The organism is Mycobacterium leprae TN (assembly GCF_000195855.1).
Taxonomy (GTDB): Bacteria; Actinomycetota; Actinomycetes; order Mycobacteriales; family Mycobacteriaceae; genus Mycobacterium; species Mycobacterium leprae.
On sequence record NC_002677.1, the window covers coordinates 3,225,417 to 3,246,051 of the forward strand.

Here is a 20,635-nt window from a genome sequence, read left to right on the forward strand (position 1 = left end):
TATCCACAGAAATGGCACTGAGCAACAGTGCATCGTCCTCGGCGCGTTTCAATCACTCTGACGCCGACCGACTGCTAGACGGGTACCGCGCCGCCCGCGCCCAGAAAGTTCTGTTCGACCTACACTCTGCCGGCACGGCCGGCCCGGGAATCGGCTACGATGAATTCGTCGACGACTCTGGCTACGTGCGACCTAGCTGGACCGAGTTGGCGGATGCGATCGGCGGCCGAGGTCGGGCCGGACTGCATCAATTGCGTTCGGTGATGCACCGACTAATCTACAACGATGGCATTACCTACACCGGGATCGACCCAGGAGCGCTCACCAATGACCACGGTGTGGTGCCGGGGCTCTGGCGGCTAGACTCGTTGCCGCTGTTGGTCTCTGCGACCGATTGGGAGGTATTAGAAGCCGGGCTGATTCAGCGCTCACGCCTACTCGATGCCGTACTCACAGACCTGTACGGGCCACGCCGCTTGCTAACCGACGGCGTGCTGCCGCCAGAACTGCTGTTCGGCCACCCTGGCTACGTGCGTACCGACCACGGCATCGAGGTTCCTGGGCATCACCAGCTCTTCATGCACGGCTGTGACCTCAGCCGGTTGCCAGACGGCGGGTTCCAGATCAACGCCGACTGGACGCAAGCGCCCTCGGGGGCCGGATATGCGCTGGCGGACCGACGTGTGGTCGCACAAGCACTTCCTGACCTCTACGAAACGATCGGGCCGCGACCGACTACACCGTTTGCTCAAGCACTGCGGTTGGCACTGATAGACGCAGCACCCGAGGTCGCTCAGGACCCAGTAGTTGTAGTGCTGAGCCCGGGAATTTACTCAGAAACCGCCTTCGATCAAGCGTATCTCGCAACTTTGCTGGGTTTCCAACTGGTAGAAAGCTCGGATTTAGTGGTGTGCGACGGCAAGGTGTGGATGCGTTCCTTGGGCACACTTAAACGCGTCGACGTGGTACTGCGCCGCGTCGACGCGGACTATATGGACCCCCTGGATCTTCGTGCCGATTCGCTGTTAGGCGTGGCCGGTTTGGTGGAGGCACAACATCGCGGAACGGTGACCGTTGTTAACACACTAGGCAGCGGCATTCTAGAAAGCGCAGGGCTACTGCGGTTCTTGCCCCAACTCTCCGAGCGTTTACTCGGAGAAACCCTATTGCTGCCCAGCGCACCCGTCTACTGGGCAGGAATCGACAGCGAACGCTTGCACCTGCTGACGAATTTGTCGTCGCTATTAATCAAATCCACCGTAGGCGGAAAAACCATTGTAGGACCATCACTTTCGTCCGGACAACTGACTGAAATGGCTGCTCGAATCGCAGCTAAGCCGTGGCAGTGGGTAGGCCAAGAACTGCCGCAATTCTCAACTGCACCCACAGATCATGATGGCGTGTTGTCACCGGCTAGCATCGGTATGCGAGTGTTCACGGTTGCCCAACGCAGCGGCTATGCACCGATGATCGGCGGTCTAGGGTATGCCCTGGCATCTGGAATTGATGCCTACTCTCTGAAAAAAGTTGCAGCAAAAGATATTTGGGTTCTTCCAACGGAGCGCGCACGCACCGAGGCGATAACCCATTCATTATTGGAGTCGCCGCCAATGACGGGAACAGGCACCTTGGGGGTGAGCTCGCCGCGGGTACTGTCCGACCTGTTTTGGATGGGGCGCTATGGTGAGCGCGCCGAAAACATGGCACGGTTGCTCATTGTCACCCGCGAGCACTACCACGATTCCCGGCACCGCCAGAACACGGAAGAAAACGCGTGCTTGCCGGTGCTGATAGCGGCGCTTGGTAAGATCACCGGGACCGACACCGGATCCGGTGGTCAGGCTGACGTGATAGCCGTTGCGCCCTCGACATTGTGGTCGCTCACTACCGACCGTAATCTGCCAGGGTCTCTGGTGCAGTCGGTGGACGGGCTAGTATTGGCAGCAAGAGCGGTGCGCGCCCAATTGTCCCGCGACACCTGGATGGTGCTCAGTGAAGTAGAGCGCGCTATGGTGCACGAGACCGAGCCGCCGGAGTCGTTGGTCGAGGGCGACGCCCTGCTGGCGTCGGTGCAAGCACGGACACTTGCTGGCATGCTGACACTGTCCGGATTAGCCGGTGAATCGATGGTGCGTGATATCGGCTGGACCATAATGGACATCGGAAAGCGCATCGAACGCGGGCTGGCGTTGACCGCCTTACTGCATGCCACGCTTACCGACGTCCGTAGCCCCGCGGCTGAGCACAGCATCATCGAGTCAATCCTGGTAATTTGTGAGTCATCGGTCATCTACCAGCGCCGCACGGTAAGCACGATCGATGTTGCCGTTGTCGCTGAGCTCATGCTGTTCGACGCGACGAACCCGCGGTCACTGGTGTATCAACTGGATCGGTTACGCGTCGATCTCGCTGACCTTCCGGGCTCGTCGAGGTCATCACTCCCGGAGCGGATGGTGGCCGAGATGAGCACCCGGCTGCGCCGGTCCGCTCCCGCTCAGCTGAAAGAGGTCAGTGCCGACGGGCGCCGCTATGTGCTGGCTGAGCTACTCGCCGCGGTCGACACCGCGTTGCGTGACTTGGCCGACGCGATCACCGCAACCCAATTGGCGGTGCCCTGCGGCATGCAACCACTATGGGGGCCTGACAATCGACAAACCATGTCGTAACCAGCATGCTCAACCAAAAGCTTTGGCCGCTAAGCAATCTCATCCCCTAGCTAAGAAGGGAGGCACCTGGTTAACCACAGCATTGGTCCTGGCCGGCAGCGACCCCGCGTACAGTTGCAAAACCCCTCGCTGTGTGTGAGCTCCGGCCTGGACTCATCCAACAACGCGTTGCCAACATCAGTGAGTTGGATCGAGCAGCGGGACCGATCGATGAGATTCTTTTCAGGTGGCGTTCCAGCTTTCGAATCTGCTGGCTCAGCGGTGGTTGGGTGGTGTGGAGTCGCCCGGCGACCGCGGTTACGGAGTAACGCAACTCTGGATCTTTCATAGAAAGGATATAATAAAGTGTACAGATATGTCTTAGACAGTGATGGTGTGGCAAAATTAATTTTCACAACGAGGCTAGATCTACTGAGAAAGGCATCCAGTAACCGCTACGACCACTAAAGAGCTCGATCTCGTCAAAGTATTACTGTGACCAATAGCGATGACTTGTCGGTGGTGCTAACTACGTCGGAGCACGTCGCTGCGGCCTTGGAGATATTTGGCCGGAGACCCAAAAGAACTAGTGGCGCGCATTTCACCACGATGGGCAACCGGACGGGTGAGTTGCTGGCCGTCAACATGGTACTTGCAATTTGCAAGCCCGAATATGTACCGGTATTGTGGAGGTCCGTTCTTGTACTTACCGATGCTCGGTTCAATTGTAACACCATTAAGGCTACCACTCATGTCGTCGCACATCTAGTTGTGGTCAATGGCGCCGTAGTCCGCTGGATTGGGATGAACGCTGGCGGCAACGTGGTTGGTTCGGGTAATTGTTCCAGCGCCACCATCGGCCGCGCGCTTCGACTGATCTTGCTCATCGTAGGCGGAGGCATTCCGACTAAATTTGACAAGAGCACCCTCGACACACATTCTACAGCTCCGAGAACGAAGAGATTAACCCGCGGACGCCGTATCGCGTCGAACATCGACGTACAGCACCCGGCGGTGATAGATGCCGAGGCACCGCAGAGCGTGAGCAAAGTACATTTCGGATGACTCCCAAGGAATATTGCGTTTCATTGTCTCGGCACCGAGCATCATCGCGTCCTTCGGTTGGTCCCACGACGAAGTTCGTAGCTACCTGTGGCTCAACGGCACCAGCGAATGGGACGACGTCAGTTACGACAATCGTTATGTCCTTCTCGAAGGACGCACCTATAATCACAATATTACGAAGATGATGTACGACGCAAGTTTAGCAGACAAGTGTCAATCGTCTTTATTCCTTACGATATACATCTGTTCGCGGTTAACAGAGCCGCTGGTCGATACTCGGCGTTCCTGCCGAGGTGGATGTATCGCGACCACACCGGTACTGCGCGCCATTAAAGATAACCAAAAAAATTGTTACCAGCAGCGTGGTAATCCACGAACTTACCTGCTTTAACGGCACCTGCCAGTTCTAATATCCACCCATGAAATAGAGTGACAGATGACAGATGTTATCTAGCACCTCTGCGGCGTAATCGAGATAGCAACCACCTCTGCGACGTCCTGCTCCTACAGCACCAGGGGTCTATGCCTTGGGAGTACTGAAACATCAAGCGGAATGTACTCTCCTTCTTCCGACGGCTGTTTGTTGTGTATTGTCCCGCTCGAGCGGGCTTCTATCTGCACCGCACTTCTTATGCACACCGCAGATTTGACGCGTATAATCCACTGAATACACCTGTTGTCAGCATACGATGTTGCAACTCATTTTTCGTAGAAGTGTCGTAGTCATTGGATCGAATGATCAACTATAGATATAGAATTCTGAATATGCGAGATCGATAACCTTTGATTATCGGTAATAATCTTGCATCTGCATGACTTTAGTCAAGAGTGGGATTATAGTTATTTTCGCTATACGTAAAGAAGAGTGCACTGGGCGGCAATAATCTGTTACGCGGTGCGTTGCATAACTTTGCGGAAGGTTGTAGCGGTCTATCGGTTCCTCTCTTCGACTGAGAGCTCGTCTGTCTTGAAATTTAAATTATAGTGACTGTAAGGTTTAAAACACGCCCTTGAGGAAACCGGTTGAATAGGTTCTGTTAGCTCGGCACGGCGTTGTGATACTCTTCGTTAACCATGATCCATCCTAATATGTCAATAATACTATTTATCTTATCTAGACTAATTAGGTTGCCAACAGATCACTGCACTTTTGTCAATCTTCGCGGCACCTCGACAACTGATGTCCATTACCTTGCCATGTTGGTGAATCGCGACAAGTGCAATTGATGCGCGACAGTGACTGTCTTGGTTGGGCCGTTACGATGCTTGGCGAGAATCAAGTCCGCCTCGCCACCACGCGGATCGTCGCGATCAAAGGCATCCGGACGGTGCAGCAAGATCACGACGTCGGCATCCTGCTCTAGGCTTCCCGACTCCCGCAAATCAGACAACATCGGCTTCTTGTCGGTGCGCTGCTCGGGACTACGGTTCAGCTGGCTGATCGCCACTACCGGGAGCTCAAGTTCTTTGGCTAACAATTTAAGATGGCGGGAGAACTCCGAGACTTCCACCTGTCGCGACTCGAACCGCTTGCCTGACGTCATCAACTGCAGGTAATCGACCACAACTAGCTTCAGGTTTGTCTTTTGCCGCAGCCGGCGCGCCTTGGCACGGATCTCCATCATGGTCAGGTTCGGTGAATCGTCGATATACAGTGGCGCCTCACTGATTTCGCTCATCCGCCGCGCCAGCCGTGTCCAGTCATCGTCGGTCATTCGACCCGAACGCATATCGGCGAGCTTGATTTTCGCCTCTGCCGAAAGCAACCGCATCACGATCTCGGACTTACTCATCTCCAGAGAGAAGATAACGCTCGCCAGGCGATGCTTGATCGAACACGACCGCATGAAGTCCAGCCCAAGGGTCGAGTTGTGCGTTGGCACCATCCCTCGACCAGCCAGATACAGATGAGCAGCATTGTCCACCTCGACACACCGCACCGGAACGCTGCGCACCCGCCGCACTGAGTCGATGCACAGCACCGGAGCCATGAATGCAGCCGTGGTCAGTCGCCCAGCGTGGCGCGGTGTCGACCCGGCCGCAGCAATAATGTCCAGCCCACAACGCAACTGAGCCGACGTCCGGATACCGTAACTCGTCGGCCATTGGTGCTGGGCGTCTGCGACAATGACGGTACCGTCGGAGAACTCGATCTCGTAGCACGGCCGGCCCAGCATGACCTCGGTCGCGGCCACCACGCGCGTCGGTGCTTCGTCAACGGCCAGCAACTCGTCACCGACGGCAACATCACCCATCGCCGTCCAACCAGTCGGTGTGGGCAGCGGCGTGTCCAGCGCGAGCGCCTTGCCCACACCCGGACGAGCCGCCACGATGATCATCTGTCCCGGATGCAAACCGTTGGTTACCTCATCGAGTTCGGTGAAGCCAGTCGGCGCGCCACGCGAGATACCCCCATTGGAAGCGATGGCATCGAGGTCATCCATCGTCGGCTGCAGTAGATCTTCGAGCGGTACGTAGTTCTCAGAAAGCCGGCACTCGGCTACGTCGTAGATTTCTGCCTGCGCGCGGTCGACCACCTCGGCCACGTCGGCACCCTCAGCGCCGGCGTAACCGTACTGCACCACCCGTGTGCCGGCCTCCACCAGTCGACGCAGCAGCGCCTTTTCAGCGACGATGCCCGCATAGTAACCTGCATTGGCGGCAGTCGGCACCGTCGAGATCAGAGTGTGCAGATACGGCGCACCACCGATCCTGCGCAACAATCCGCGGCGGTCCAATTCGGCGGCCACCGTCACCGCATCGGCCGGCTCTCCTCGCCCGTACAGATCTAGGATCGCATCGTAAACATTCTGGTGTGCTGGACGATAAAAGTCACCAGAACGCAGCCGCTCGAGAACGTCAGCAATGGCATCCTTACTCAGCAGCATCCCGCCCAACACCGACTGCTCCGCGGCTAGGTCCTGCGGTGGCTGACGGCCAAAATCTTCACTGGGTGGAACTGCATCCATACCTGAGTGCGCCAGATCATCGACGACCGCCATTAACTCTAAACACCTCCCCCTGACACAAACACCCTGACATAAGCATTCGAACGGGCATTCGATATGCCAATGTTCGGAGCATAAGTCAAGGCCCCAACACCCGCGCCCCAAAGCACCCAACCACGTCGCGCCGGGATGACGGTAGACGTTGCTGGCGAGTACTCCAAGTGGCTACTGTTCATGAAGCTGTGCATCGTGTGTGTATACCCGTCGACACTGTGTGAAACGGGGTGTGGAGAACCTATGGATCAGTCTGGAGCGCTATCACATCACTGCAGATAAACGTCCCATAAGACGACAGATATTGTGTGAACAAGAATCTCTTCGGCGTGTCGAGCCAGGTTACTGCACCGGGCGTGTTGGATTTCAGCTAGATTTTGGAAGCGTTACGTATTGGTAACGATAAATGGCTCCTTAGTTGCCGAAAATAGTTCGCCAGGGAAACACGCAGTGTTCCCCAGCACCACTCTTAGAAGACTTTCTACGCACGAACAAAACCCGGTGGCAGCCGATCAGCGGCCGTCACCGGAGTTAACAAACGTTGCGTTTTTATCTCGCTGCGACGACGTCGAGTAACACCACGACATCAACTTCAGGGTGTAAATGCACCGATACCGGATGCGTGCCGACGGCCTTGATATGGGTTTTGGGTAGCCGCACGATTCGCTTGTCGAGGTTTGGCCCGCCCGCCTTCTTTATAGCGGCGACAACATCACCGGCAGTCACGGAGCCGAACAGCTTGCCGGAGTCAGCTACCGTCTTCATCGGCAGCGAAACCGAGCCCAACGCCTCGATCGCCACCTTGATTTCGTTGGCGTGCTCGCGGTCACGCATCGCCTTCGTTTCACGTGCGCGGCGGATCTCGTCAGCCTGTCGCTGGGCACCGCGCGAAGCGACAATCGCCAGACCGTGTGGGAGCAAAAAGTTTCGACCGTACCCGTCCTTGACCTCAACAGTGTCACCGACGGAACCAAGATGGTCGACATCAGCCGTCAGAATCAGCTTCATCGTTTTCGTACTTTCCGTTGGGCTTGCAGCGGTTACCGTCCGTCCGGTTATCGCGCCGAGGAGGTAAAGGGCAGCAGAGCCACCTCGCGGGCGTTCTTCACCGCGATCGCGATGTCGCGCTGGTGTTGCACGCAGTTACCAGTGACCCGACGGGCCCGGATCTTGCCCCGCTCACTGATGTACGTCCGCAGTAGCGTGGTGTCCTTGTAGTCGATTTGCTGGTTCTTCTTGGCGCAGAAAACGCATTTACGCGCTTTGGCCGGCTTCTCCGGTGCTGGACGCCGCTTGGTGGACTTGGCCATGTGTGTAATTCTTTCCGTTTCGTTACTAGAAGGGGGGTTCTTCGTCACCGACGCCGAAGGACCCCGAGGTTGGGGCACTGCCCCACGGATCGTCACCTACTCCGCCACTCATTTGAGCAGGCGCCTGACGGGATCCGCTGCCGAAGCCGCCGCCCCCGCCACCACTGCGGCTAGCCTTGTTGACTTTGGCGGTGGCATACCGAAGCGACGGGCCGATCTCATCGACCTCGACCTCGACAACTGTCCGTTTCTCGCCCTCGCGGGTCTCGAAGGAACGCTGCTTGAGCCGACCGGTGACGATCACCCGCGCCCCCCGGGTGAGGCTTTCGGCCACGTTCTCCGCAGCCTCCCGCCAAATATTGCACCGAAGGAACAGCGCCTCGCCGTCTTTCCACTCACCGCTTTGACGATCATAGATCCGCGGTGTCGATGCAACAGTGAAGTTCACCACGGCAGCACCGGACGAAGTGAACCGCAACTCAGGGTCAGCGGTCAAATTTCCGACAATGGTAATGGTGGTGTCGCCAGCCACAATTTCCTCCCTAATTTGGCCCTGTTCCTCGCCTTGGTGCAGGCGTTGGTCATGAGCGTGTTTTCGGAGAACCTATGCAAGGGCGCAAACCGCGGACGATCGTTCGACTAGTGCTATATGCCTGGTCGCCCCCGCTACGCGGGCCGCATCGTCGCCAGACTAGTGCTTGTCAGTGCGCATTACCTTGGTGCGCAACACCGACTCGTTGAGGCTGAGCTGGCGGTCAAGCTCGGATACCGTTGCCGGCGCAGCCTTCAGATCAATGACAACGTAGATGCCTTCAGCGTGCTTGGAGATCTCGTAGGCCAGCCGGCGCCGACCCCAGATGTCGACCTTATCGATAGCTCCACCGTCCTTGCGGACGACGTTGAGGAACGTCTCCAAAGACGGACCGACAGTGCACTCGTCGAGCGTGGGGTCAAGAATGACCATGATTTCGTATGGACGCATGGAAACCTCACCACCTCCTCTGGTCTGTGCGGCCACGGTCGATCCGCAGCAGGAGGGTCGCCTGCGTCAGCAACTGCACCAGGCTACCGGACGTCGGGCTTACCGGAAAAATCCGGGCCACTAGCCAATCGGTCACAGTTCCAGCTGCGTCGGTATTCGTCGACCCTGGCCTTTCTGTTGCCACGTCAGCCTTAGCCAGCGTGCCAGAGTCGAATAGCGGCGGGTCGTATTCGACAAACAGCATTGAGCTGCCTACGCAGCTGGTCAATCGACAAGGAACTCAACCTGCTAACTAAGGCCATGTCGATGCCATTGGAGGACCCCCGCGGCGGGGGTGATAATCCGCTGCGAGAGTGCTGAACAACACTTTCGGGCACATAGTGTGCACCCAAATTTGTTGAGCAGGTCCGCAACGCTCCGGTGCGTCATCGTGGATCAGCTGAAGGGCTCCAACACCGTCAGGGAACACCACCTACATCGGATGCACCGACTTTGTCGAAGTATAGCATCGCAGGTGAGACCGAGCATCTCGTTTTCTGTGCACACCTCATATACTAGATGGTGCATGGGGATGGTGCATGGGGCCAGAAGGCGTTGCAGCGGCGGCCAGCTCGGTTTCAGTCACTGATGATGCTGCCAACGTGACTACCCGCCGCATCCCAGCTGGATGCAGCCAGTCCGGCAGCCAGCTGGGCGGGGCGTACGGGGCGCGGTCGAAAGGTCCGCCCGCCGGATCATCCACCCGTCCACCCAGTCGCACTGGATCTTCGTCAGGCCGATAAATTTGACGAATCACCAGCGCGCACAGCGCCACGACCGCAATATCGCGCAACAGCACCGTCGCGGTGAACCACTGCTCCGGGAGCGAACGGCTCGGATTGCCGTAAAGGTAATACATCCGCGGCACCCACACCAGAGCATCGATCGTCATCCACGCCAGCAGCACCCGGCGGTGCGGCAAGGCCAACACTGCCAGCGGCACCAGCCACAGCGAGAACTGGGGGCTCCAGACCTTGTTGGTCAACAAAAATACCGCCACCAGCAAAAACGCTAACTGAACCACTCGTGGCCGTTGTGCAGCAGTCAGCGCAATATAAGCTACTGCTGCACAACACAATGCGAACAACACCGTTACTACGGTGTTTAGAACCAGGGGTAGCTCGCAGAAACCCAGCTTGGTATCGAAACCGCGCCAGCCAGTAAGCGATTTCACGACGTTATACAACGAGTCCATGTCGTCCCCACGGCGAGTGTTAAACCGGAAAAACTCCGACCAGCCGCGTGGGAAAAGTAATAGCACAGGAAGATTCACCAACAACCAGGTTGTTGCCGCGGTCACCGCGGCGCAAGCCACACCCCCGAGGCGTCCGGTGCGGACGCCCAACACAAACAACGGGACCAAAAACAGCAGCGGATAGAGCTTGGCCGCGGCACCTAACCCGATCAGCACACCAGCAGATATCGGTCTGCACCGCGACCACGCTAGCAATCCACCAGTCGCGAATGCTATGGCCAACGCGTCGAAGTTGGTGAACACCTGAAAAATCACCAGCGGGGATGCGGCGACCAAGGCTGCATCCCAAATCCGGAGGCCCGCCAGCCCGGCGGTGGCCCAGATAGTCGCTAACCAGGCCAATGCCAGCCCGAATGCAACAACGTCGAAGAACATCACCACCTCGGCGACCGCCGGTAGGCTGACGGGCTCGCTTAAAGCCGTGTAGCTCTTGGCCACCGCCATCGATACATACTGATAAATACCGGTTAACACCGGATACTCCATGTACCGCACCGCCAGCCGACCGTCATAGCGGGTCCGCGGTGTGCCGCTACTGTCGGTTTCGATCCAACTGGATTTGTACGGAAACTTACCTTGGCTCAACAACTCTGTGCCGTAGAGCGGCACTATGTCAGAATAGCACAACTCGTAATATGCGCGCTGGTTATCCCAATTGGGGACCCGCTGACCGCCCGGCCCCGTTCCGGTGGTTTGCAAGCAGGCCGCCTTCGTTGACCAGCCGAGCGCCAAGAATACCAGCCCGATAAGAAACATCACCCGGAGCGGTGTCATCAGCCAACTACGGCCGATCAGCGCATGGCAACCTACCGGTCCACCGATCGCATCTGCTAGGGCGGCGCCCAAATAGTCTGTGCGGCTGGGGCAATCACGGTTATCGGCGCTCTGGCGATCAGCGGCCAACGGCCGCGGCGAGATAGTGGTACTGTGCGTCTGAGCGTTGATCACGGTGGCGTTGTTGAAGTTGTTAGGTCGGGCAATGCCTGCGTCGGCGGGACAGTGACCGTCGTGGGCGGGCCGACCGGTATGATTATGCCCGGCGCTACTTCAATAGTAGGCTGAATAACCTTCTTCAAAGGAGGCGGGGGTGCCAGTGTCGGCACACCAGCGTAGCCACCTACCTCAGTCGGCTTGGGGAAGCCCTCGTTAGGGGTACCCTCCAGAGCGCCATCCATCGTCGACTTCCAGATGTCCGACGGCAGGCCGGAGCCGTAAATCGCTTCTCCTGAAGCGGTTATCAGCGGCACATTGTCTTTGACGGTACCAACCCACACCGCCGTCGACAGCGAAGGTGTGTAACCGACCATCCAAGCATCCTTGTTAGCGGTGGTATCGCCCAGCTGCACCGTGCCTGTTTTGGCTGCCGACGGCCGCCCGCCAGCTAAGTTATGGCCACGCGAATAACCGGCAATCGGCTGCATCGCCGCAGTAACGTTATCGGCGACAGCTTTGGCGATGCGTTGGTCGCCGCTGTTGTCCGCAGTGCTGGCGTCGAAAAGTACCCGGCCCTCAGCATTAACGACTTTTTGCACCAAGTGCGGTCGGTGGTAGACGCCGGACGCAGCCAACGTGGCGTATGCCGATGCCATATCGATCACGCGGGTTTCGTACTGGCCCAGAACGATTCCGTTGTTGGGCGGTCCTCCTTTACCATCCTCTGACAGGGTGTGCGCTACACCAGGGAAGCTGCTCACGATACCAGCTTGGTGCGCGGCGTCCGCAACAGCCTGCGGTCCATTCTTAAGTTTGAGCATCAGACGGTAATAGGAGGTGTTCAACGAGAGCTTGAGCGCCTCAGCGATATTGCAATTTCCACAACTCTCGTCTCCATTGTTGGTGATCTTAATACCATCGACAGTAAGCGGGGAGCTGTCGACCCGATAGCCCAGACCGATACCTTGCTCGAGCGCGGCGATGAGCGCAAATACCTTGAAAGAAGAGCCGGTTTGCAGCCCAGCCTGGGCAAAGTCAAAACCGTTGGCGTCAGCACCGCCATAGTAGGCGCGTATCGCACCGTTATGTGGATCGATCGAAACGATGGCAGCACGCATGTCGGGATCCTGCCCGTCAAGGTATTTCGATACCGCCTTCTCAACTATCCGTTGAGCCTGCGGATCGATGGTGGTAATGACTTGCAGCCCCTGGGTGTTCAAGGTTTGCCGATCGATGTTGAATAGTTCGAACAGCTCTTTGACCACCTGACGCTCGATGAGTCCATTGGGTCCGGTGGTCTGATTCTGCGCACGAGCCTGGTCAGGCGGCACGGTAGCGGGAAACAGCTGTACCGAGCGGTCATTCGGCGACAGAGCATTGATGTCCACCATGCCGTCCAGCACCCAGTTCCAACGGGCCGTAACACCCTTGAGATTGATAGCCGGGTCTAGGACCGACGGCCGCCGAATTAGCGCCGCCAACAGTGCCCCCTCGGAGCAGGTGAGCTGCTCCACGGGTTTGTCAAAATAGGCCTTGGCCGCAGCTGAAATTCCGTAGGCTCCCCTACCGAAGTATATTATATTCAAATAAGATTGTAGCACATCGTCTTTAGACCATGCGTCCGACATTTTGATGGCGATGACCAATTCCTTTGTCTTGCGCATTAAACCGTCAAACCCGTGTTGTGCAGAACCGACTAACGCATTCTTCACATACTGCTGGGTGATAGTTGACCCGCCCTGCAGATCGCCGCTACCGAAGAGGTTGTTTTGCACCGCTCGCACAGAGGCTCTGAAGTCAAACCCCGGGTTTGAATAGAAGTTGCGATCCTCTGCAGCAATAACCGCCTGGCGTACATGCACCGGTACTTGGCTGAGGTTGACATCGACCCGGTTACCTTCGGGTGGAACAATTTTGGCGATCTCCAAGCCATTGTTGGCCAGGATCGTCGAGACCTGGTTAGTACGAATGTCACCTGGCCTGGGAACTTTCACCATGAAGTAGGTCATGGTGAAAGTGACGATCGGTAACAACAACAACACCACCACAGCGAGATACAATGAATACCGCACCCAGCGCCAGTTCACCTGCCGGTTGAGGTGTAGGAGCCATGTCCGATTTAACCGCGATCCAGGCACCCTCCAACCAGGCCCAGTAGCGCGGCCGGGCTGCTTGGGTGACGGTGGATCGCTCGGCAAACGGCGTCGCCTGCCACCGCCCACGGTCGCTGCCGACCGGCCGTCCAGCTTGGCTGTGACCTCCTTAATAGGGTTGCGCCGCGAGGACATGGACGTCGGGAGTGCCGAGCGGAAGGGCATAGCAGGTGGGGGACCGTCCAAGGCGGCCTTGACGGCTTCGAGGGGGTCCACCCGCCCAGCCGATCGCTCGTCGGTGGCGGACGGGATGATTGCCGTCATCCGGTCATCGAGTGGAACCTGACGACGCTGACCCGGCTGATCAGAACTTGGACGCTCACCCACCCGCTCAGTCGCTGGCCCGCTCACATTCCTAGGCGACTGATCGCGGTGGCCGTCGTTATTCAATGGCCATGCGGGCACCATTGCACGCCGTCCGGGTGACCGGGGTACCTCTGGGCGGCGGTGCTGACCGTGCCGCACCAAGCACATATGACCTGACCAAGTAATTCCAGCTACATGTGCGGCATACCTCCACCACGTAGACCGCGAACTCCTCGTAACGTGTAGCCAGCAAGACTAACTCCTCGGCGGTGCGCGCCGAACCGGAAATCGCACCCAATTGATTGCCGAACACCCACGACACAAGTGTGAGCTGTTCCTTTCGGCAGATCGGGCACATCACCTGGCTCGGTTTCCCGTGAAATTTGGCCGCGCGGAGCAAATAGGGGTTTGCATCACACACTTCGGACACACCGGTACGCCCCGAGTACACTTCGGCCAGCAGAAAACGCCGACGAAGAGAATAGTTTACCACCTGACGCTGCAGTCGCACGGTAACCAGAGTACGTGCCCAACCGCATCACCGAAACGCAAACCCGACGCCGCTACCCACCCGTTTCTAGACCTAAGTCGCGGGTACTTTGTCATCTACCTTGGTTGCTGAACTTCATACCATCAACCCCATCACCAGATGGCTTAAAAGCCTGCCTTATATGGCGGCATACACAGGGCAAGCACGACCCGAACTAAAAACTAAAGACAGCGACCGCTAGGATACCCGTAAGATCCTTGTAACACCCTAACGATGGCGAGCTCTCCACGGAAGAACACCGGGATCGGGGTCTTTACCGCCACCAAACGTTCCTAACATTAGGGGTGATCTGCGCCCCGTAGTAGCCTAATCTCCAGGCCAACAGCGCCTTGTTCCACCCGACGCCTTACCGAATACACCGCCCACATCACTGTCCTCAGTCGCCTAAGGCGCGCGAGTGGGCCATCCTTGGGGCCGTCCCTTCGTGGTGTCAGTGCTGCTGGGCATCGGCTGGGAGCTGATACGATCAGGTCAAATCGCTGCTGGACTTCACCACCAATCCTGGAGCTAAGCCAGACGGGGTCACATCCATGGTACTGACCCCGTTGAGACAACTTCAATTTCAATCGCTCGGCGAGCTCACCGTCCTGATCCTGATGGAGTAAATCTGCACAAAAGACTTGGCTAACACCATAGGCTTCCGGCTTGGTGATCGACCCGGATTACGCAGCGCTCAATCGCACCGATCTGGCCAACAACAACCGTACGCTGAATTAAAACCTACCGCGGTAGTATGGGCTCGATAGTCTAGTGTTGTGTTAGAGCGATCCAGCCAGCGACGCCAAAAGCAACAGTTAATAGGTGCATGCCAGTTTAACTCATGTAAATTGACCCAAAAACGACCGCGAGTATCTTACTGAGGTGCTCCTGAACCCTTCAGGTATCAAACGATCCGACGTCAAAACCAGGTACCTGGTCGTCGATCTCACCACACCCGGGATGCTGTCACACTGGATGTCTCCAGCGTTACAGCGCCGCTACCTCGTTTTCACCGGTGACAGCACTGCCAAGCAGGTGAATTACCCCTCGTAGCGACAACATACACTGGGCGTATATTGTCGTAATATATATCGAGACGATACAATGTTGGGAGGCGTTGGAGCGTAGTAAGTAGCGTCACACATAGCCACAGGGGGACTCAATGCTGGAACTCGCCATCCTGGGTCTTCTTATCGAGTCGCCGATGCACGGCTACGAATTACGGAAACGGCTAACCGGGTTACTCGGTGCATTCCGGGCATTTTCGTATGGCTCGCTTTACCCTGCTCTGCGTCGAATGCAAGCTGACAGGCTAATCACCGGGCACGTCGCACCGGCCGGGACTCCGGTGCGACGTGCCCGGCAGGTATACCAACTGACAGACGCAGGCCGCCGGCGCTTCAGCGAGCTGGTAACTGACACCGGGCCGGACAATTACACCGACAACGGTTTCGGGGTGCACTTAGCGTTTTTCAACCGCACACCAGCGGAAGCCCGGATGCGCATCTTGGAAGGCCGTCGCCGTCGGGTCGAAGAACGCCGCGAAGGTTTACGCGAGGCAGTAACGCGAGCCAGCAATTCGTTCGACCGTTATACCCGCCAACTACATCAACTCGGGCTCGAGTCCAGCGAACGCGAAGTCAAGTGGCTCAACGAACTGATTGCCGCTGAACGGGCACTACTCGGCCGTGTCGAGCAGACGTAAACCGCTGTACCACCCCGAACACTAACCGAGCAACACTCAAAATCATCCCGAAACACTTGATGAGGTTAGGAGAACGCCCTATGAGTGAGCACAACCCAGCAGGGGCGCCAGGGGCGTCGACTGAGGTAAGAGTAGCCATTGTCGGCGTGGGCAACTGCGCGTCCTCGCTAGTTCAAGGTATCGAGTACTACCAGAACGCTGACGACACATCGACAGTGCCCGGTCTTATGCACGTGCGGTTCGGACCCTACCATGTGCGTGATGTTAAATTCGTGGCGGCCTTCGACGTAGACGCCAAGAAGGTCGGCGTAGACTTGTCGGACGCGATCTTCACCTCAGAGAACAACACCATCAAGATCGCCGACGTGCCACCCACCAATGTGGTGGTGCAGCGCGGCCCAACACTGGACGGCATCGGCAAGTACTACACCGACACCATTGAGCTGTCAGACGTTCCACCCGTCGACGTAGTCCAGGCACTAACAGAAGCCAAGACAGACGTGCTGGTGTCCTACCTGCCGGTGGGTTCCGAAGAAGCCGACAAGTTCTATGCCCAGTGCGCCATCAACGCCCGCGTAGCGTTCGTGAACGCGCTGCCGGTGTTCATCGCCTCCGACCCAGTGTGGGCCAAAAAATTCGCCGACGCCAGGGTACCGATCGTAGGTGATGACATTAAGAGCCAGGTCGGCGCAACCATCACTCACCGGGTGATGGCCAAGCTGTTTGAGGACCGCGGGGTGCAGCTGGACCGCACCATGCAACTCAACGTGGGCGGCAACATGGACTTCCTGAATATGCTCGAGCGCGAACGGGTGCAATCCAAGAAGATCTCCAAGACCCAGGCCGTAACGTCGAACGTGCATCGGGAATTCAATACCAAAGACATCCACATCGGTCCGTCAGACCACGTCGGCTGGCTCGATGACCGCAAATGGGCCTACGTCCGACTGGAAGGCCGTGGTTTCGGCGATGTGCCGCTGAACCTCGAATACAAGCTCGAGGTATGGGACTCACCGAACTCAGCGGGCGTCATCATCGACGCGGTACGGGCAGCAAAGATAGCCAAGGACCGAGGGATCGGTGGACCAGTGATCCCGGCTTCATCCTACCTGATGAAAAGCCCGCCGCAACAGCTACCCGACGAGATCGCGCGTGCCCAGCTCGAAGAGTTCATCATCGACACCAAATAACGGTTCCGCATTCACCGGCAACCCTGAGCGCCCGAGGAGCGCCAGCGACGTGATGTCAGAAATCGTGACCGGCCTGTCTGAGTTCTCACTGTTATCCAAGAATGCTGAGCAAGACGCCAGTAATGTATCTGCTGCCATCACACAACGAGTCAACGCGGACACGGCCGCCGGTGGAATCAGAACCCGCCGGTGGAATCAGAACATTGCATAAGAGTACGCATACCCCCTGTTTATCGTCTTTTTGCACAGCAAAGTAACAGACGCACTCACACCTGCGACACCGCACTCGCCAGTGTCGGTGCACCGACACTGGCGAGTCACATTCCCGGATACGGCGACTCCACCTGGCGTGCGGACGGCGATCACTCGCCGCGCAGCACCGCCACCTTGGCGCTGGTGCTGCGCAGCACTCGCATCGACCATCGACTGCCGAACTTGTTGTCAGCATGTCGCTGGGCAGGTCGACTGCGATATGGTTAGCATACGGCGGCGTTCGATCTAGTGAGTCAATTCATCCTCGTGGACATCACCCCTTCAGCGTTTCCGAGACACGCTAAAGCCAACACCGACCAGCACGGAACGGTAGCGCCGACGCACGGCCAGCACGAGTTTCCTAGCTTTTTAGGTCATGCCGGATCTAATGATTGCCACAGCGTTACACCGCGAGGTGAAAATGTTACGTCCCGGCGTTTTCCACAACTCCCATCCACTTGACAAAGGAAACTGGGCATGATATAAATTATGTTATTCCGTGTCACTGCCCTATGGACAATGTCCAGGTGTTGTCTGGGGTCGACACACTGATGTGTGTGGCTATGCATCGGGCTTCGCCAACGGCCAAGACACAGCAGAATCCGGCCGGAACGCCAAATAATTCCGAGGTGTCCGGGTCGTCGAAAACTCAGGGCACTCGGTGCACAGCGACCAGCCTGACGCACTGATCTAGATCGTTCGCAAAATTCTCGGCGCATAACTACAACAACTGCGCCACCCCATTAGCATTGGTGTGCAGCTACAGTCTCAGCACGCCCCGCACTACCGTAATATCTCGTAATATCTGCAACGCAGTTCGCCGATGCGAAAACATCGGCGAACTGCGTTGCTTTCTACCTGGGATCACTTCTTCCCACTCTACAGAAATCTCAACGCCTCCCACTTCGAATGCTGGACCAGCCTAGCAGCCTGGCCCGAACAGACGTCACGTACCGAAATCGACACCCTAGTGACGTGCAATTCCTACCGTAATCCGGAGCTGTTGGCCGACATAGTACGTACCGTCGACCACATTTCTGGCGGCCGGCTCATTTTGGGAATTGGGTCGAGCTGGAAAGACAAGGACTACACTCGAATACGGCTGCAAGTTCGGCACCACTAGCAACCGCCTCGACGACGTGACCGCCGCGTTACCCTGGATCAAAGCACGGCGAGGAAAGCTGAATCCAGCACCGATCCGCAGCATCCCGGTGCTGATCGGTGGCACAGACCCGGGCAAGATCCTGAGCCTGGTCGCCGAGCACGCCAATATTCGGCACGGGTTCACCACCGGCCACGACCTACCTGGAAACCGCGGCTGTCCTGGAAGACCATTGCGCCGCCATAGACTGGAATCCAGCCACCATCGAACTTTTTCCGCCATGGTGGAAAACATCAACGGTGTGCGTTGCACTGAAAGCAGCAGCGAGCTGATCGACAGCGCTAAGGGCCTAATCGCCGTTGGCGTGACGCTACGGACGGTCGGTTCAACAGCCCAGATTACGATCTCACCGCCACCGAGACGCTGTGCCACTGGCGCGATAGCCGGCGAGATCGAGTCCGTTTCATCCGCCAAATGCAGAATAAAGGTGCCAACTCATGAGAAAACTGTCAACGCTAACAGCCGCGTGGGAATCGCCGTATGGTGCCTCAAAAGGAGGCGCTAAACGCTAAAGAAATATGGAGGGCAAAAAAGAGAGAAACCGGGTTGTTACGCACATTCTCAACCTGGCACTGACCGATCAGCTCCGCGGTGGCGACCGAGTGAACCGCAACGGAGTTACACAAACTGGGGCAAACAACACCCCTATCCAAGGGGCACTGGCCCAACTCAAACACCGACGGCCATCGTCACGAAGCTAAGTTCGGCGCGCACCGACACATTGGGACTCGGCGCGTAAGACGTGCTGGACACCGTAAACCCTGTCCGACACCCCACCGAACATCTGCATCAATTACCGGCCAACTCAGCAGCTTCGACAACCTGTTACACGCCATCACCGGCAAACTGGTCCTACACATACACTTTGTCGGCACCAACGACTTCTCCGGGCTGCTCGCCCAGGTAGCGTTCCGGCGTCGATCAAAGCCACCCAGACGTGACAGCACGCGGTGAACTTTACCAACCCCGAGCTAATATTGACTCGTGGTGCCTTCGGCTCAACGTATTACCAAATTCAGCGACTTCGTCGCCGGACAACGTATCGGCGTTGTCCGGAACACCGGCGAGGAGTCATACATCAGCGAGACACTGCTACTGCGACTAGTTAAAGTATTCACGTATAACGAGTGAAGTACTCTCGCTTCGCGACCGTGTACCCGCGAGTATCAAGAAGCTGATAGGTCGACGGCTGGATAACGTCAGCCACAGAAGCAATGATCATGTTCAATCGGGTGACCCGGCGATGATCGTGGCTAACACCTTCAGCCCAGGCGATTTCGTGGCCTATGCAGTGATCAAAGAAAACCACTGCTAGTCGATGCGCTCACTTCCGGTCTGGACGCCGTCATCACCGACGGGACTTGGGCGAACCTGTATACTCAGTGGATATCCCGTTCCGTGCCGCCAGGCCGGAAGACCGAGCCTAAGGTTGTCGCGTCGCCGAGGCTGACCGACTTCACTGTGATCGCCGCGAATCCCAACGCAAGCAGATGAGTCAGGACGCGCCGAAACCTGCTCTGGCGCAATTTCTTAACTCCTGTCTTCGACAGGGGTGTCTCCCGGCAAGACATTTCTACCTTGCCCACCACCGGGCTGCCCAATACGTTGATCCTGCCCGAAAGCGCCAACATCATCTGGCTGCTCCTTGGCACGACGCTGGCAGTCGACTGGATTGCCCACTCACGCTGGCTGCGTTGGCTGACGCAAATCTATATTGATGTCTTTCGCGGCCTTCTTGAAGAAGTGATCATCATCAGACTGGGCATTGGTCCGCTGGTAAGCAGGCTGACAAATAACAACACCTACCCTTTCGGTATTGCCGCATTAGAGGCCATGGCCGCCGCCCACATCAGCGAAATTCTGCGCTCGGATTTAGCTACTCTTTCACGATGCGAGTAGTGATGATACCGTAGAGGATACAACAGGTGCTGCCGGCATTGACCAATCAGTTCATCACGCTGTTGAAGGCCTCCTCAGAGGTGTACTTTCTGGGCTTGATCGCCCGGCCGCGAGAGCTGTTGCAGGGAGACACGACATCAGGTGCGCAAACCAGAAGCTTGTCAGCACTGGTAACATCCGATCCCTTCTACCTAATATTGGCTTCGCC

General features: G+C 57.3%; 15 protein-coding genes and 1 pseudogene. 6 read left to right on the forward strand and 10 right to left on the reverse strand.

Annotated elements, in window-relative coordinates:
- The first annotated feature begins 11 nt into the window (after nucleotides 1–11).
- Complete coding sequence (locus tag ML_RS13695; RefSeq protein ID WP_049769952.1) at nucleotides 12–2,666, forward strand: circularly permuted type 2 ATP-grasp protein; 2,655 nt, start codon at nucleotides 12–14, stop codon at nucleotides 2,664–2,666.
- 70 nt (nucleotides 2,667–2,736) lie between these two features.
- Here ML_RS13695 and ML_RS19785 read toward each other — a convergent pair whose 3' ends face one another.
- Nucleotides 2,737–2,994 (reverse strand): LysR family transcriptional regulator, encoded by a 258-nt coding sequence (locus tag ML_RS19785; protein ID WP_081439389.1) that lies wholly within the window; start codon nucleotides 2,992–2,994, stop codon nucleotides 2,737–2,739.
- Nucleotides 2,995–3,140: 146 nt separating this feature from the next.
- Here ML_RS19785 and ML_RS13705 point away from each other — a divergent pair, with 146 nt between their 5' ends.
- Nucleotides 3,141–3,710 (forward strand): hypothetical protein, encoded by a 570-nt coding sequence (locus ML_RS13705; RefSeq protein WP_049769932.1) that lies wholly within the window; start codon nucleotides 3,141–3,143, stop codon nucleotides 3,708–3,710.
- A gap of 1,187 nt (nucleotides 3,711–4,897) precedes the next feature.
- Here ML_RS13705 and dnaB read toward each other — a convergent pair.
- From dnaB to ML_RS13750, 9 genes are all read right to left on the reverse strand, one after another.
- Entirely contained in the window at nucleotides 4,898–6,712 is a 1,815-nt protein-coding gene (gene dnaB, locus ML_RS13710; RefSeq protein ID WP_010909028.1) for a replicative DNA helicase, read from the reverse strand.
- A 549-nt stretch (nucleotides 6,713–7,261) separates the two neighbouring features.
- Entirely contained in the window at nucleotides 7,262–7,720 is a 459-nt protein-coding gene (gene rplI / locus ML_RS13715) for a 50S ribosomal protein L9 (RefSeq protein ID WP_010909029.1), read from the reverse strand.
- Between the two features lie 47 nt (nucleotides 7,721–7,767).
- Nucleotides 7,768–8,022: a 30S ribosomal protein S18 gene (gene rpsR / locus ML_RS13720; RefSeq protein ID WP_010909030.1), complete on the reverse strand. Its 255-nt coding sequence runs from the start codon at nucleotides 8,020–8,022 to the stop codon at nucleotides 7,768–7,770.
- A 25-nt stretch (nucleotides 8,023–8,047) separates the two neighbouring features.
- Nucleotides 8,048–8,554, reverse strand: a complete 507-nt coding sequence (locus ML_RS13725; RefSeq protein WP_010909031.1) for a single-stranded DNA-binding protein — start codon at nucleotides 8,552–8,554, stop codon at nucleotides 8,048–8,050.
- Nucleotides 8,555–8,713: 159 nt separating this feature from the next.
- Nucleotides 8,714–9,004: a 30S ribosomal protein S6 gene (gene rpsF / locus ML_RS13730; protein WP_010909032.1), complete on the reverse strand. Its 291-nt coding sequence runs from the start codon at nucleotides 9,002–9,004 to the stop codon at nucleotides 8,714–8,716.
- Nucleotides 9,005–9,011: 7 nt separating this feature from the next.
- Nucleotides 9,012–9,248 carry a hypothetical protein gene (locus ML_RS13735; RefSeq protein WP_041323588.1) on the reverse strand — a complete coding sequence of 79 codons (237 nt, stop codon included), beginning with the start codon at nucleotides 9,246–9,248 and terminating at the stop codon, nucleotides 9,012–9,014.
- 303 nt (nucleotides 9,249–9,551) lie between these two features.
- A complete protein-coding gene (locus ML_RS13740) occupies nucleotides 9,552–11,246 on the reverse strand; it encodes a glycosyltransferase family 87 protein (RefSeq protein WP_010909033.1) in 1,695 nt (564 codons plus the stop codon).
- The gene (locus ML_RS13745) at nucleotides 11,243–13,774 is read right to left on the reverse strand and encodes a transglycosylase domain-containing protein (RefSeq protein WP_414085575.1); all 2,532 of its coding nucleotides are present in this window, start codon (nucleotides 13,772–13,774) and stop codon (nucleotides 11,243–11,245) included. Before ML_RS13745 ends, ML_RS13740 begins: the two co-directional genes overlap by 4 nt.
- On the reverse strand, nucleotides 13,767–14,201 hold the full coding sequence (locus ML_RS13750) for a DUF5318 family protein (RefSeq protein ID WP_041323592.1): 435 nt from the start codon (nucleotides 14,199–14,201) through the stop codon (nucleotides 13,767–13,769). The genes ML_RS13745 and ML_RS13750 overlap by 8 nt, the downstream gene beginning before the upstream one ends.
- A gap of 1,180 nt (nucleotides 14,202–15,381) precedes the next feature.
- On the opposite strand from ML_RS13750, the gene ML_RS13755 reads away from it, so the two are divergent.
- The 4 genes and pseudogenes from ML_RS13755 (at nucleotide 15,382) to ML_RS13770 (ending at nucleotide 20,427) form a co-directional block, all read left to right on the forward strand.
- Entirely contained in the window at nucleotides 15,382–15,924 is a 543-nt protein-coding gene (locus tag ML_RS13755; RefSeq protein ID WP_010909036.1) for a PadR family transcriptional regulator, read from the forward strand.
- 80 nt (nucleotides 15,925–16,004) lie between these two features.
- Entirely contained in the window at nucleotides 16,005–17,114 is a 1,110-nt protein-coding gene (locus ML_RS13760) for an inositol-3-phosphate synthase (RefSeq protein ID WP_010907708.1), read from the forward strand.
- A 982-nt stretch (nucleotides 17,115–18,096) separates the two neighbouring features.
- Nucleotides 18,097–18,969, forward strand: a pseudogene (locus tag ML_RS13765) (LLM class F420-dependent oxidoreductase).
- Between the two features lie 1,137 nt (nucleotides 18,970–20,106).
- Nucleotides 20,107–20,427: a hypothetical protein gene (locus ML_RS13770; protein WP_049769933.1), complete on the forward strand. Its 321-nt coding sequence runs from the start codon at nucleotides 20,107–20,109 to the stop codon at nucleotides 20,425–20,427.
- Nucleotides 20,428–20,635 lie beyond the last annotated feature (208 nt).